This is a genomic window from Geothrix oryzisoli, from assembly GCF_022808865.1.
Lineage (GTDB): Bacteria > Acidobacteriota > Holophagae > Holophagales > Holophagaceae > Geothrix > Geothrix oryzisoli.
On the sequence record NZ_JAKZLB010000001.1, the window covers coordinates 306,219 to 319,247 of the forward strand.

The window sequence follows — 13,029 nt, forward strand, 5'->3', positions numbered from 1 at the left end:
GCCAGATTAACCGATGGCGTGCGTCCTGAAGACCCTGTAGCCCCATTCCAGCGCTTCCGCATGGGCCGCGGCCGTGAGAGCGTCCCTCCGGCCCGGGGCGAGACCCGGTGTGCCGGCCCGGGTGGCCAGGAACCGCTTGCGGGAGATGCCGATGCAGATGCGGTCTGCCGGCCAGGCCAGGGCCTCCGGCAGCCGGGGCAGGGCCTCCCAGAGGGCGAGATCCTCCAGGAACGTGGTGCCGAAGCCGAAGCCGGGATCCAGCAGCACCCGGCCATCGGCGAGGCCGGCGGTGCGCAGTCGGTCCCGCACGGTGAGCAGTTCGCCAAGGGCGGAGTTCGCTTCCTTCGGCGTGGGGTCGTCATAGGTGGGCATGAGGAAGCCCTCACCCAGCCGGCGGCTGCGCATGGCGATGAGCCCGCAGGAGGAGGTCCCGGCGAGCTCCAGCATGGCCGGCTCGGTGAAGCCATCCACATCGTTGATGACGGAGGCGCCGGCTGCGAGACCCTTCGCCGCCACCGCCGCGTGGCGGGTATCCAGGCTGAGCGGAATGTGCGGCAGGGCCTCGGTCAGCGCCGCCAGGACCGGCTCGAGGCGGCGCCACTCCGTGGCGGCGTCCACCATGGCGGCCCCGGGGCGGGTGCTCTCGGCGCCGAGGTCCAGCATCCGGGCGCCGGATGCCACCAGCTGGCGGGCCTGCACCAGCGCCGCCGCAGGTTCCGCGAACTGGCCGCCATCACTGAATGAGTCCGGCGTCAGGTTCAGGATGCCCAGAAAAAGGGGACCACCCGTCAGGAGTGGCCCCCAGTCGAAGGTCTTTCCGGTCACGCGGGCTTCAGGGCCGGATTCAGGCCGGGATCCGTGGAAGGTCCCTCCACCGTGGCGGGGGCCGTGGGGGAGCCGCCGCCCTTGGGCGGGGGCAGGGTGCCACCCTTCATGAGGATGTCGATGTCGTTGCCATCGAGAGTCTCACGCACCAGCAGGGCCTCGGCGATGGTCACCAGCTGGTCGCGGTGGGACTCGATGGCGGCCTTGGCGCGGCGGTAGTTCCGGAGGACGAACTCCTGCACCTCGACGTCGATGAGGCGGGCGGTGTCCTCGGAGATCTCGCGGTGCTGGGCGAAGTCGCGGCCGAGGAAGACCTCGTGGTTGCCGCCCCCGCCGAAGTTCAGCGGGCCCAGCTTGTCGCTCATGCCGAACTCCGTGACCATCGACCGGGCCATCTCGGTGGCCTGCTGAATGTCGTTGGCGGCGCCGGTGCTGAGCTGGTTGAAGAAGATCTCCTCGGCGATGCGGCCGCCCATGGCGATGGCGATCCGGCTCTCCATGTAGTCCCGCGTGGTGTTGTAGCGGTCCGTGACGGGCAGCTGCCAGGTGACGCCCAGGGCCCGGCCGCGGGGGATGATGGTGACCTTGTGGAGGGGGTCGCTGTCCGGCACCACGTGGGCCACGACCGTGTGGCCGGCCTCGTGGTAGGCGGTGATGCGCTTGTCCGCCTCGGTCATCACCAGGCTGCGGCGCTCGGCGCCCATGTAGACCTTGTCCTTGGCGTTCTCGAAGTCGGCCATCTCGACCCACTTCTTGCTGCCGCGGGCGGCGGTGAGGGCTGCCTCGTTGCAGAGATTGGCTAGATCGGCACCGGCAAAGCCGGGCGTGCCGCGGGCGATGACTTCCAGATCGACATCGGGGCTGAGGGGGATCTTGTCGGTGGTGTGGACCTTCAGGATCTCGTGTCGGCCCTTCACGTCGGGGCGGTCCACCACCACGCGCCGGTCGAAGCGGCCGGGGCGGAGCAGGGCGGGATCGAGCACATCGGGACGGTTCGTGGCGGCGATGAGGATGACGCCCTCGTTGCCCTCGAAGCCGTCCATTTCCACCAGCAGCTGGTTCAGGGTCTGTTCGCGCTCGTCGTGGCCGCCGCCCAGGCCGGCGCCGCGGTGGCGGCCGACAGCGTCGATTTCATCGATGAACACGATGCAGGGGGCGCTCTTCTTGGCCTGTTCGAAGAGGTCACGCACGCGGCTGGCGCCCACGCCCACGAACATCTCCACGAAGTCGGAACCGGAGATGGAGAAGAACTGCACCTTTGCCTCGCCGGCGATGGCGCGGGCCAGCAGGGTCTTGCCGGTCCCCGGAGGGCCCATGAGCAGCACGCCCTTGGGGATCTTGCCACCCAGCTTCACGAACTTGGCGGGATCCTTCAGGAACTCCACGATCTCCTTCAGTTCCTCCTTGGCCTCGTCGCAGCCGGCGACATCCGCGAAGGTGACGCGCTTGGCGCTGCTGGACAGGCCCTTGGCCCGGGCCTTGCCGAAGCTCAGGGCCTTGTTGCCGCCCATCTGGGCCTGGCGCATGAACACGAACCAGAGCACCACGAAGACGAGCAGGGGCGCCCAGAACATCAGCACATAGGCGAAGTTGTTCTCGCTGGGCTTCGCGGCCTTGAACTCATCGAGCTGGCCCTCGGTCTTCCAGCTGAGGATGACCTTGCCCAGGTCCTGCATGGGCGGGGCCACGGTGCGGAACTTCTCGATGACCTCGCCGGTCTTGCCGTTCTTCTCGGGCTGCTTGTAGGTGCCTTCGACATCGAAGCCCGACAGGGTCACGGATTTGTACTTGCCTCCCACACCTTCGGTATAGAAGGTCGAGAAGGGGATCTCGATCTGGCGGCTGTTCTGGGGGATCTGGCGGAAGGCCAGCACCAAGAGGGCGATGATGCCCAGCCAGACCAGCACGCTCTTCATCATGGAATTCAAAGGGTCACTCCTTGGGGCACTTGCCCAGGTGGCCCTCCAGTGTACTAGGCCCGGGAAGGCAGCTGAACCTTAGATGCAGATACCCGCCATCTGGTTCAGGCTCCAGGTGGAAATTCCCCCACGAAGATGGTTTGCGGCCACTCGTGAGGCGCCTGGCGAGCCAGGGTGCCAGGTCCCGCAACAGGGCGGCTTCCCGGGGCCAGCCAAGGCGGCGGAAGGCGGATTCCAGGGTCCAGCGCAGCTCCGGTTCCAGCCAGGATTCACGCCGGAGGCGGATTTTCCCCTCCGCGACGGACCAACGGGTGCCTTCCCATCCGGCGACCAGTGTCCTGGCCAGGTGTTCGGCCTCCCCCGCCTGGAGGTGAGTCTCGAACAGGTGGCGGTCCAGGCCGGGGGCTTCCCGCCGGAGCGTCTCGAGAATCGGCCGCCACCGGTTCCGCGCCGTGAAGGGCTCAGCGTTGCTGGCATCCTCCCGCCAGGGAAGGTTCCGCGACGCCAGGTAGGTGCGCAGGTCCGCCCGGCGGATCTCTGCCAGGGGCGACCAGCGCAGGCCCTGCCGGGGCGCGAGGGGGTGGAGGCAGCCGAGGCCGCCGCCCCGGGCCAGCCGCAGGAACACCGTCTCCGTGTGATCGTCCAGGGTGTGCCCCGTAGCCACGCTGCCGGCGCCGGCCTGCTCGGCCTCCTGCCGGAGCCAGTCCCAGCGCAGCTCCCGGGCCGCCATCTCCAGCCCCTGGGCGCTGGCTTCGGCATGGGCCCGCACCCCCAGCGACGCCTCCACGAGATCCAGGTCCAGCGCGCGGCAGAGCTGCCGCACGAAGGCCGCATCTTCCGCGGCCTCCGGCCGCAGGCCGTGGTCCGCATGGGCGACGCTCAGCTCCAGGTCCAGGCTCTTCCGCAGTGCCCAGAGCAGGGCCAGCAGGGCGACGGAATCCCCCCCGCCCGAGCAGGCCACCAGCACGCGGCCCGTGACGCCATCGCCCCGGCGCTGGATCTGCGCGAGGAGGTCGGACTCGAAGCGGTTCATGCCGGCGCGTTCAGGCGGCCCACGAGCTCGATCAGGGCCGGGGGGACCGGCCGCTCGCACCACAGGGCCTCGGCCCAGTCGCACATGTGGAGGGAACCCCAATGCATGGCCCGGCCCAGGACGCCGCGCCGGAAGGCCGGGTGGGCGATGCGCGTGACGGGCTGGGCAGCATCCTGGTTGAACTGGCTGCCGAAGGCATCGAAGGCGGCCATGCGCCGCTCCCACACGGCGCTCACATCCACCAGCAAGTCCGGCGGGCCGGGATTCTCGCCACCGACCCAGGCGGTGGCTTCGGGGCGCCAGGGGGACCCTTCGCAGGGGTAGTTCTTCAGGCCGGCGTAGTAGGCGGCCTCCCGGGCCAGGCGATGGGCACGGCGGTGGTCGGGATGGCGGTCGTCCGGGGCTGGCACGATCAGCACCCGGGGCCTGAGCCGACGGATCTCGGCCATCAGGCGCAGTCGGTAGGCCTCCTCCTCGGTGAAGCGCCCATCGGGAAAATCGAGGACGAGCCGGGGCACGCCCAGGATGCGCGCAGCCGCTTGCGCCTCGGTGCGGCGCGTCTCCGCGGTGCCGCGGGTGCCGAGGTCGCCGCTGGTGAGGTCCAGGATGCCGGCCTTCATCCCGCGGTCCGAAGCCAGGGCGAGGAGGCCGCCGACATGGACTTCCACATCATCCGGATGCGCTCCGAGGGCGAGGAGGTCGAAGTCGTGGCTCATGGTTCCTCCACCAGGATCACGGGGGTGGCACCGTCCATGCGGTCCAGGATGCGGTCGAGCAGGGCGCCGTTGCGGAGCCAGGGAAGGCCTGGCACCACACGCTCCTGGGGCCGGCCGAAGGGGAAGAGCAGCTGGCGGAGCCGTTCGGGGTCGCTGCCCACCAGCCTGGCCGCCGCCTCCCGGTGCAGGCGATGGTCCAGCTTGGCCAGCCGTTGCCTGGTGCGGGCCTGCTCCCGCTGGAACCGCAGCTGCAGCGGTTCCGGCCAGGCGGGATCCGGCACCACTGCCTGGAAGCGGGTGGTGGGCAGCGGGCCGGACCATGCGGCCAGGCGGTCCCAGGCCCCCAGGCGCAACGCATCGAGCTGTCCGGCGGAAACCTGGAATCCCTGAGGCACGACATAGACGCTGGGCCTCGGCAGGAGCTTCGGTGCGGCGAGCCCCACCTGGTCCCAGAGCGGTTCACAGAGGCGCCAGTAGGCCCGTTCGGAGGGCCCCAGCACCACGGCGGCGACGGGCAGCAGCAGGGACTGCATCAGGGGCCGGACGGCCGCGCCGGGGCTCAGCCAGCAGCCTGCGGGAAGCGGAGCCCCCCGGTCCAGACGCCGCCGGAGCCCGGTGCGGGGATCGAGTGAGAACCAGGCCGCCTGTACCCGTGGATCGAGGGGGAGCGGAGCGCCTTCGGCCTCCAGCCGGTCTGCCTGCCGCATCATGAGCGCTTCGAGATCCAGGCCCCGCCAACGTTCCAGCTCGCCCTGGATGGGCTCCCGGACCGCCGGATCGGTGGGCGAGAAAGGACGCAGGCCACGCTCCCAGAGCGGCTGGCCCAGGGCCAGGGCATGGCCGCGAAGGGTGGGCTCCTGGGGTTCGGGCAGGGTGCCCCACAGGGTGGTGGCCTCGGCCTGGTGGCCCGGCAGCCACGGCAGCCAGCCGGTGGCGGTCCCGGCCCGTGCGTCGAACCGGAAGCGATGCGCGGCCAGCCGGCCCGCCCGCCATCCCACCACGGAGGCCACTTCGGCGCGGTCGTGGTCCTCGTCCGCCAGCCAGTAGACCGCCTCGGCCCCCGTCCGGCGGGCCTCCGCCAGGGCGGCCAGGGCCTTGGCCACGGAAAGGGCTGGGCTCCAGCCGGCCCCGATCTGCTGTCCCGTGGCGACCACGGGCTTCCGGGCGTTCATGGCCGGCCCTCGGGGGGCCAGGCCGTTTGCAAGCCGCGCTGGGGCATCGTACACATGGGCCCAAGCCTACCCGATCTGCCATGCTCGTCGGCATGTGGAGCGTGGAACCCTGGATTCCCCCCCGTGAGCCGGACCTGGCCCACCTCGCCATGGCGGCCGCGGATGCGGCTGGCATCGTCTCCTTGAGAGTCTGGCCGGAGCTCCGCAAGGGGGGCATCTCCTTTGGGGCCTTGCCCCCCTTCCTGAGCTGGCGGGGATGGGGAGATGGAAGCTGGCACCTGGTCCTCCTGCAGGCCCGGGAGGTCGGGGCCCTGGTTCCGGGGGCCCGGACCAACCCGCTGCCCCAGGACTGGCTTGACCACCTGGATCTGGAGTCCCTCGCCCGTCCGCTGGCCCGCCATCCGGATTTCCCGGGGGGGGCCTCGGTCCACGTCATCCACTTGCCCGGTGGAGCGGCCTTCCGGTCGCGCACCTACGGCCACGCGGCGCCGGACCTTGTGGGCGAAGTCCTGAAACGCATCAGTCACATCCAGATCTGGCATCCGGCCGATTAGGGACAGATCGGGACCCTCGGGAGCGCGCCATGTTGAGCCTCGACTTTGCCACCCTGAAGGAAGCGGCCATGGCCGTGGCCCTGGGCCTGATGATGGGTCTGGAGCGGGAGCGCAGCGGGTTTGAACGTACCCAGGAAAGCCACGACGAGCCCCAGCGCCGGGAATCGGATCGGGGGGAGTCCCTCCACGGCAGCCTGGGGGCCCGCACGTTCGCGTTGTTGACGCTGCTCGGATGGATCTCCGTGAAGGTCGGCGGGGAGGGGCTGGCCATGCCCATCGCGGTGCAGGCCTTCGCGGCGCTCCTGATCGGGCTCTTCTATCACCAGACCAGCTCGCCGGACCGCGGCCTCACCACAGAGATCGCGGCCCTGGCCGCGCCCCTGCTGGGCATGCTCCTCACGCGAGATGCGCTGCTCGCGGTCGCCCTGGCCGTGATCGTGACCCTGCTGCTGCTGTCCAAGCCCTGGTTCCGGGCCTGGATCCCTCGGTTGCACCGGGAGGATCTGACCTCCGCCATGCAACTCCTCATCGTCTTCGCCATCATGCTTCCGCTGCTGCCCCCCCGGGCGCTGGACCCTTGGGGCGTCCTCTCCCCGCAAAAGGTCGGCTGGATGGTGGCGCTCATCGCGGCGGTGGATTTCCTGGGGTACGCCCTCAACCGCGTGCTGGGCTCCCGGCGCGGGGCGTTCATGACGGGGCTGGTGGGGGGCATGGTCAGTTCCACCGTGGTCACCGTGACCATGTCGCGGCAGGCCAGGGAGGATCCGACCTTCTGTGAACATGGGCAGGCGGCCGTGATGCTGGCCTGCGCCGTCATGGGCGTGCGCGTGGTCATTCTGGCTGGCGTGGTCGGCGGTCCGGACCTGGTGCGTCCCCTGCTGCTGCCCATGGCCGCCATGGTGGCCATGCTCCTGGCTGCGGTCTGGTGGACCTTCCGCTCAGGCTCGGCCCGAACCGCGGGCGCCGGTGAAATGCCCCTCCGCAATCCCTTCCACCTCAAACGGGCCCTGGGTTGGGGCCTCGCGCTGGCCACCGTGATGCTCGTCTCCGCGGCCGCCCGGGCCTGGTTCGGGGACCGGGGGCTGATCGTGACGGCGGGCCTCTCCGGTGTGGCGGACGTGGACCCCATCACCCTTGCGGTGAGCAGTCAGATCCACACCAGCAGCCTCTCGGCGGGCACGGCAGTCCTCGCGATCGTCACGGCGATCGCCGCCAACACCCTCGCCAAGGCCGGTTTTGCGTGGATCTCAGGCGGGCGCGCCTTCGGCCAGCGCCTGACGGCGATGCTGGCCGCCTCCCTGGTGGTGGCCCTGGCGGTGGCGGCCGTGAGCCTGAAGATGTAGGGGCTATTTGCCCCGGTTGCTCATGCGGGTGTGGGCCACGGAGCTCTTGCCCTGGGGCCGGGCGGAGGCCTTCACCATGGGCTTGGGATGGGAATCGGCCTTCGGTTTTCCGGCGCTGGCCACGGAAACCGGCTTGTCCGCGGCCTGGACTTGCTTCAGCAGATCGGCGGGGACGAGAGGCTTGGTCATGGTGGTGCTCCTATCCCCCAGATTCTAACGCAGCATGCCAGGGGCCCCGCCGGTCCGGATGTGACCGCCCTCAAGGCCCGGCACCGCAGGCCAGCGTTAAGCTGGATCCGCGCCGGGGCGCGACTCGAGCATTCCGTGGAGGATGGACCATGATGGCGGCGCGTGAGAATGGCTTGGTCGAGGCGGCCCTGGCATCTTTCGAGGCCTGGCGGGAGGCCACCCGGATGCAGCGGCGGCGGCTCATCGACGCCTGGCTGGAGCAGGTCGGAGCGGCCCGGGAGGACCTCGCCCGGCTCCTCACCGAAGAGACCGGCAAGCCCATCACCCTGGCCCGGGGCGAGGTGGGCCGGGGCGAGGCCACCCTGCGGGCCACGGCCGAGGCTGTGGGCTGTTTCGGCGAAGAGGCCGTGCCCTACGACCTGATGGCGGGGGCCGAAGGCTGCCGGGCGGTCCTCCGCCGGTTCCCGGTGGGCCCCGTCCTGGCGATCACGCCCTTCAACTTCCCCGTGAACCTGGCGATCCACAAGCTGGGACCCGCCCTGGCCGCGGGCTGCAGTGTGATCTGGAAACCCTGCCCCCAGGCGCCACGTACCTCGGCGCGGCTCTGGGAGACCTTCGACGCCGCGCGCCGGCAGGTGGAGGCGCCCGCGGGCCTGCTCCAGATGGCCGCCCCGGATCCCGTCGCCGCCGAGGAGCTGGCGAAGGATCCCCGCCTCGCGGCGGTGAGTTTCACCGGTTCCGAGCGGGTGGGACGGCATCTCGAGAAGGTCCTCGCCGGTCGGCGGCTGCTGCTGGAGCTGGGCGGCAATGGCGCGGTGGTGGTGGATGCAGGCGTGGATGCCGGGGCCGTAGCCCGGCAGCTGGCCCCGGCCGCTGTCGCCGGGGCCGGGCAGAGCTGCTCCAAGGCCCAGCGGATCTATGTGCACCGGGATCTGTGGCCCGCCTTCGCCGCGGCCTTCGTGGCGGCCGTGCAGACCCTGCCGGTGGGCGACCCCATGGATCCCGCCACGGTGGTCGGGCCGCTCATCGACGAAGCCACGGCCCGGCGGATGGATGCGGGCCTGGATCGCGCCGTGGCGGCGGGCGCGGAGGTGCTCCTGCGGGGGACGCGCCAGGGGGCGCTGCTGCCGCCCGCCATTCTTGCGGGCCTGCCCGAAGACGACCCCTTCCAGTGCGAGGAGGTCTTCTCACCCATCACGGTGCTGACGCCGGTGGCCAGCTTCGCGGAGGGCCTCGAGCGCGCGGCCGCCACGCGCTTCGGCCTGCGGGCCAGCGCCTACAGCCGGGACCAGCGGCACCTCCGCCTGGCGGAGTCCAAGCTGCGGGCCGGCGGTGTGCTGCTGAACCTGCCGCCCACCTTCCGCCTGGATGCAGCGCCCTTCGGCGGAGTCGGCGCCAGTGGCAACGGCTTCGAGGGACCCCGGTGGGCGATGGAGGGCTTCACCGAAGGCCGTCTCATCGTCGAAGGCCCGGCCCTGTAAGAATCGACCTGGAGCCGAACCATGCCCCTGTCCATGCCCTTCCGTCCCGGCGACCTCGTGGTGGTGGTCCTCCATTCCCCGCGGGAACGCCTCTGGGGGCGGATCCTCGGGCTGGAAGCCTCAGGCATCGCGGTGCGGGGCGTCGATCTCTCTCCCTGGACCGAGGTCCTGAGCCTGGTCCGCACGGGCCAGGCCGATCAGGTGGCGCTGAGCACCCGCTTCCTGCCCATGCACCGGGTCGAGACCCTGTACCTCGACGAACCCAGTTCCGGCGCCCCCAGCCTCGCGGACACGTTCCTCGACCGCACGGGCCAGGATCCCCATGCGTTCCTGGCCGATCCCCCTGCGCCCAAACCCTCATCCCGACACCGGAGGAACCCATGAGTCACGCCAATCACGCCCGCTGGATGGCGCGCTTCCGCGACCGCGCCAAGGCCCTGAAGCGCCACATCGTCCTGCCCGAGGGCCGGGATGACCGCACCCTCCAGGCCGCCCAGCTGCTGCTGGACCAGGGGCTCTGCCGCCTCACCCTGCTGGGCGATCCCGCCGACATGGCGAAGCGCGGCTCGGCCCTGGGCCTGTCCCTGAAAGGCGCGACGCTGGTGGACCCCGCCACCAGCCCCCTGCTTCCCGAGCTGGCCGGTGCCTACTATGAGCGACGCAAGGCCAAGGGCATCACCGAGGCGCAGGCCCTGGAGGCGGTGAACAATCCGCTCTGGTTCGGCGCCATGCTGGTGCAGGCCGGCTCCTGCAACGGCATGGTGGCGGGCGCCCTGAACACCACGGCGGAGACGGTGCGGGCCTGCCTCCAGGCCATCGGCGCCGCCCCGGGCATCAAGACCGTGTCGAGCTTCTTCCTCATGATCCACCCCGACACCGCCTTCGGTGAGCAGGGCGCCATGATCTTCGCGGACTGCGCCGTGGTGCCGGATCCGACGCCTGAGCAGCTGGCGGACATCGCGCTGGCCTCGGCGGAGAACGCCCGCCGGGTCATGGATGTGGAGCCCCGGGTGGCCCTGCTCAGCTTCTCCACCCGCGGTTCCGCCGAACACGCCCGGGTGGACAAGGTGCGGGCCGCCCTCGCCATCGTCAAGGAGCGGGCGCCGAATCTGGCCGTGGATGGGGAGCTGCAGGCCGATGCGGCCCTGCTGGCCTCCGTGGGCCAGCGGAAGGCGCCGGGCTCTCCGGTGGCGGGCCGGGCCAACGTGCTGGTCTTCCCCGACCTGGACGCCGGCAACATCTCCTACAAGCTCACCGAGCGCCTGGGCGGGGCCGTGGCCCTGGGTCCGCTGCTCCAGGGGCTGGCCCGCCCGGCCAACGATCTGAGCCGCGGCTGCAGCGCCCAGGACATCGCGGATGTGGCGGTGCTGACGGCCCTCCAGTGAAGCGAATCGCGTTCTTCATCTCCGGCACCGGCGGCAATGCCCTGAACCTGCTCAGGGCCTGCCGCGAGGGCCGGGTGCCGGCCGTGCCCGTCCTGGGTCTCGCCTCCACGGCCAAGGCCGGGGGCATCCCGCGGCTCGAGGGGGAGGGGCTGCCCGTGGTGGCGGTCGTCCGGCAGGACTTCGCCTCGGACGAAGCCTTCTCCGAGGCCTGCTACCAGGCCGCCGAGGCTGCGGATGCGGAGGTGATCTGTCTGTGCGGCTGGCTGAAGAAGCTGGCCGTGCCCCGGCGCTGGGAAGGCCGCATCCTCAACATCCACCCGGGCCTGCTGCCCCGGTTCGGCGGACCCGGCATGTACGGCATGAACGTCCACCGGGCCGTCCTGGCGGCCGGCGAGTCCGAATCAGGGGCCACGGTGCATCTGGTGGACACCGAATACGACCACGGGCGGATCCTGGACCAGCTGCGGGTTCCCGTCCTTCCGGGCGATACCCCGGAGGATCTGCAGAAGCGGGTCTATGCCGCCGAGATGGAGTTGTACCCGAAGGCCCTGGCCGCCTACCTGGCCAAACAGGCATAGACTGTCGCCATGATCCCCCTCCTCACCGCCGACGAGATGCGGGCCGCGGAGCGCCAGGCCATCGAGGGCTGGGGCATCCCGTCCCTGGTGCTTCAGGAGCACGCGGCCCTGGGGGCCTTGGCCCTGGTCCCGCCGGGCGAACCGATCCATGTCCTGGCCGGCCCCGGCAACAACGGGGGCGATGCCCTGGCCCTGGCCCGTCTGGCCCGCCTGGATGGGCGCGAGGTGTCGGTCTGGTCGCCTTCCGCCCAGCCGGGGTGGGTGGGCGACGCCGCCCATCAGGCCCGGCTGTGGAAAGGGCTCGGCGGAGAGATCCGGACCTCCGTGGCTCCGGCGGAGGTCATGGCGGCTTGGCGGGGCTGGGTGGTGGACGGGCTCTTCGGACTGGGGACCACGCGGCCGCTGGAAGGCGCCGCCCTGGCCTGGGTGCGGGCCCTGAACGCCTCGGGGCTGCCCGTGCTGGCCCTGGACTTGCCGTCTGGCCTGGACCCCAGCTCTGCGGAGATCCCCGGTGAGGCGGTCACCGCCACCCGGACTGCCTGTTTCGGGCACCGCAAGGTCTGCCACGGCCTGATGCCCGCCCGGGAAGCCTGCGGCGGGATCACGGTGGTTCCCATTCCGCTGGACCGGACGCCCCAGGCCATCATCCAGCTCCTGGAGCGCCCCGTCCTCCCCCCGAGAGCCTGGAACGCCCACAAAGGCAGCTTCGGGCACGTGGCCATCCGCGCAGGCAGCGTGGGCATGAGCGGTGCCGCCGTGCTGGCGGCCCTGGGCGCTCTGCGGGTGGGTGCGGGCCTGGTCACCGTGCTGACGGATCCCGAAGTCCGCTCCGAGGTGGCGGCCCAGGTGCCCGAGGCCATGGTGCGGCCCTGGCAGGGGGCAGTGACCGTCGAAGCCGATGTCCTTCTGGTGGGGCCGGGCGGCGTGTCCCAGATACCCGATTGGGACGGCCCCCTGGTCCTGGATGCCTCCGCCCTGAAGGAGGGCGAAGGGAAGCGGTGGATGGAGCGGCCCGGCACCGCCATCACGCCCCATCCCGGGGAATTCGCCCGCCTGTTCCGATTGCCGCGACCGCTGCTGATGGATGAGCGCCTGGCCCAGGCCCGGCAGGTGTCCGCCGGGCAACCCGGCGTCCTGCTGCTCAAGGGGGCGCAGAGCGTCCTGGCGGGGGGCGCCCGGGACGACCTGTGGATCAATCCCACAGGGCATCCGGGGCTCGCCACCGGCGGTAGCGGGGATCTGCTGGCGGGCATGGTGGCCGGGCTCCGCGCCCAGGGCCTGCCCATGCGCGAAGCGGCGGCGGCCGCGGCCTGGCTGCACGGCGCCGCGGCGGACCGCCTTCCGGGCGCCGGCCTGCTGCCGCGGGATCTGGCGGATCAGCTTCCGGAGCTGCTGCGTGGCTGAGAGATACCTCGCCGACGACGCCGCCACCGAGGCTCTGGGCGAAGCCCTGGCCCGGGTCACGCCGCCCGGCGGCACCTGGCTGCTCCACGGGGAGTTGGGGGCCGGCAAGACCACCTGGACCCGGGGGTTTCTGCGCGGACTGGGGGGTGACCCGGACGAGGTGGCCTCGCCCACCTATGCCGTGCTGCATCGCTACGGGCTGCCGGCCGGGCGTCTCTTCCACCTCGACCTCTACCGCCCGGGCCCTGAAGGTGCCTGGGCCCTGGGCCTGGAGGAGAGCATCGGCCCCGCGGACCGCCTGGTGGTGGAATGGGCGGGCCCGGATGGCCCCTGGCCCTCGGACTGGGTGGCCGAGCTGTCACTGACTCCCGAAGGGGAGGGCCGACGGGCCGAATGGACACTGCCTGGCGAATCAACCGGAGGATGATGG

General features: G+C 71.2%; 14 protein-coding genes. 8 read left to right on the plus strand and 6 right to left on the minus strand.

Going from position 1 to position 13,029, the window contains the following annotated elements; all coding sequences use genetic code 11:
* Positions 1–6: 6 nt before the first annotated feature.
* The 5 genes from folP to bshC are packed head-to-tail and all read right to left on the minus strand — an operon-like array spanning position 7 to position 5,665.
* The gene (folP, locus tag MLE43_RS01330) at positions 7–825 is read right to left on the minus strand and encodes a dihydropteroate synthase (RefSeq protein ID WP_243300966.1); all 819 of its coding nucleotides are present in this window, start codon (positions 823–825) and stop codon (positions 7–9) included.
* Entirely contained in the window at positions 822–2,753 is a 1,932-nt protein-coding gene (gene ftsH / locus MLE43_RS01335) for an ATP-dependent zinc metalloprotease FtsH (RefSeq protein WP_420843147.1), read from the minus strand. Before ftsH ends, folP begins: the two co-directional genes overlap by 4 nt.
* 4 nt (positions 2,754–2,757) lie before the next feature.
* The gene (gene tilS / locus MLE43_RS01340; RefSeq protein WP_243300967.1) at positions 2,758–3,777 is read right to left on the minus strand and encodes a tRNA lysidine(34) synthetase TilS; all 1,020 of its coding nucleotides are present in this window, start codon (positions 3,775–3,777) and stop codon (positions 2,758–2,760) included.
* Positions 3,774–4,493 carry a bacillithiol biosynthesis deacetylase BshB1 gene (bshB1, locus tag MLE43_RS01345; RefSeq protein ID WP_243300969.1) on the minus strand — a complete coding sequence of 240 codons (720 nt, stop codon included), beginning with the start codon at positions 4,491–4,493 and terminating at the stop codon, positions 3,774–3,776. Before bshB1 ends, tilS begins: the two co-directional genes overlap by 4 nt.
* A complete protein-coding gene (bshC, locus tag MLE43_RS01350; protein WP_243300971.1) occupies positions 4,490–5,665 on the minus strand; it encodes a bacillithiol biosynthesis protein BshC in 1,176 nt (391 codons plus the stop codon). Before bshC ends, bshB1 begins: the two co-directional genes overlap by 4 nt.
* 80 nt (positions 5,666–5,745) lie before the next feature.
* On the opposite strand from bshC, the gene MLE43_RS01355 reads away from it, so the two are divergent.
* Both MLE43_RS01355 and MLE43_RS01360 read left to right on the plus strand, forming a co-directional pair.
* Complete coding sequence (locus MLE43_RS01355) at positions 5,746–6,219, plus strand: hypothetical protein (RefSeq protein WP_243300973.1); 474 nt, start codon at positions 5,746–5,748, stop codon at positions 6,217–6,219.
* A 29-nt stretch (positions 6,220–6,248) separates the two neighbouring features.
* Positions 6,249–7,562, plus strand: a complete 1,314-nt coding sequence (locus MLE43_RS01360; protein WP_243300975.1) for an MgtC/SapB family protein — start codon at positions 6,249–6,251, stop codon at positions 7,560–7,562.
* A gap of 3 nt (positions 7,563–7,565) precedes the next feature.
* Here MLE43_RS01360 and MLE43_RS01365 read toward each other — a convergent pair whose 3' ends face one another.
* Positions 7,566–7,751 carry a hypothetical protein gene (locus tag MLE43_RS01365; RefSeq protein ID WP_243300977.1) on the minus strand — a complete coding sequence of 62 codons (186 nt, stop codon included), beginning with the start codon at positions 7,749–7,751 and terminating at the stop codon, positions 7,566–7,568.
* 149 nt (positions 7,752–7,900) lie between these two features.
* Here MLE43_RS01365 and MLE43_RS01370 point away from each other — a divergent pair, with 149 nt between their 5' ends.
* From MLE43_RS01370 to tsaE, 6 genes are read left to right on the plus strand one after another with little or no spacing between them, the layout of a single operon-like run.
* Positions 7,901–9,232: an aldehyde dehydrogenase family protein gene (locus tag MLE43_RS01370; RefSeq protein WP_243300978.1), complete on the plus strand. Its 1,332-nt coding sequence runs from the start codon at positions 7,901–7,903 to the stop codon at positions 9,230–9,232.
* A gap of 21 nt (positions 9,233–9,253) precedes the next feature.
* Entirely contained in the window at positions 9,254–9,616 is a 363-nt protein-coding gene (locus MLE43_RS01375; RefSeq protein WP_243300979.1) for a hypothetical protein, read from the plus strand.
* The gene (pta, locus tag MLE43_RS01380; protein ID WP_243300980.1) at positions 9,613–10,617 is read left to right on the plus strand and encodes a phosphate acetyltransferase; all 1,005 of its coding nucleotides are present in this window, start codon (positions 9,613–9,615) and stop codon (positions 10,615–10,617) included. The genes MLE43_RS01375 and pta overlap by 4 nt, the downstream gene beginning before the upstream one ends.
* Complete coding sequence (gene purN, locus MLE43_RS01385; protein WP_243300981.1) at positions 10,614–11,195, plus strand: phosphoribosylglycinamide formyltransferase; 582 nt, start codon at positions 10,614–10,616, stop codon at positions 11,193–11,195. The genes pta and purN overlap by 4 nt, the downstream gene beginning before the upstream one ends.
* A gap of 9 nt (positions 11,196–11,204) precedes the next feature.
* Complete coding sequence (locus tag MLE43_RS01390; protein WP_243300982.1) at positions 11,205–12,599, plus strand: NAD(P)H-hydrate dehydratase; 1,395 nt, start codon at positions 11,205–11,207, stop codon at positions 12,597–12,599.
* Positions 12,592–13,026, plus strand: coding sequence for a tRNA (adenosine(37)-N6)-threonylcarbamoyltransferase complex ATPase subunit type 1 TsaE (tsaE, locus tag MLE43_RS01395; protein WP_243300984.1), 435 nt, complete (start codon positions 12,592–12,594; stop codon positions 13,024–13,026). Before MLE43_RS01390 ends, tsaE begins: the two co-directional genes overlap by 8 nt.
* Positions 13,027–13,029: the final 3 nt, after the last annotated feature.

Bases quoted from the DNA above. Each gene is read 5' to 3' on its own strand.
- tilS (WP_243300967.1), bottom strand. From the start codon at position 3,777: ATGAACCGCTTCGAGTCCGACCTCCTCGCGCAGATCCAGCGCCGGGGC.
- bshB1 (WP_243300969.1), bottom strand. From the start codon at position 4,493: ATGAGCCACGACTTCGACCTCCTCGCCCTCGGAGCGCATCCGGATGAT.
- bshC (WP_243300971.1), bottom strand. From the start codon at position 5,665: ATGAACGCCCGGAAGCCCGTGGTCGCCACGGGACAGCAGATCGGGGCC.
- MLE43_RS01355 (WP_243300973.1), top strand. From the start codon at position 5,746: ATGCTCGTCGGCATGTGGAGCGTGGAACCCTGGATTCCCCCCCGTGAG.
- MLE43_RS01360 (WP_243300975.1), top strand. From the start codon at position 6,249: ATGTTGAGCCTCGACTTTGCCACCCTGAAGGAAGCGGCCATGGCCGTG.
- MLE43_RS01365 (WP_243300977.1), bottom strand. From the start codon at position 7,751: ATGACCAAGCCTCTCGTCCCCGCCGATCTGCTGAAGCAAGTCCAGGCC.
- MLE43_RS01370 (WP_243300978.1), top strand. From the start codon at position 7,901: ATGATGGCGGCGCGTGAGAATGGCTTGGTCGAGGCGGCCCTGGCATCT.
- MLE43_RS01375 (WP_243300979.1), top strand. From the start codon at position 9,254: ATGCCCCTGTCCATGCCCTTCCGTCCCGGCGACCTCGTGGTGGTGGTC.
- pta (WP_243300980.1), top strand. From the start codon at position 9,613: ATGAGTCACGCCAATCACGCCCGCTGGATGGCGCGCTTCCGCGACCGC.
- MLE43_RS01390 (WP_243300982.1), top strand. From the start codon at position 11,205: ATGATCCCCCTCCTCACCGCCGACGAGATGCGGGCCGCGGAGCGCCAG.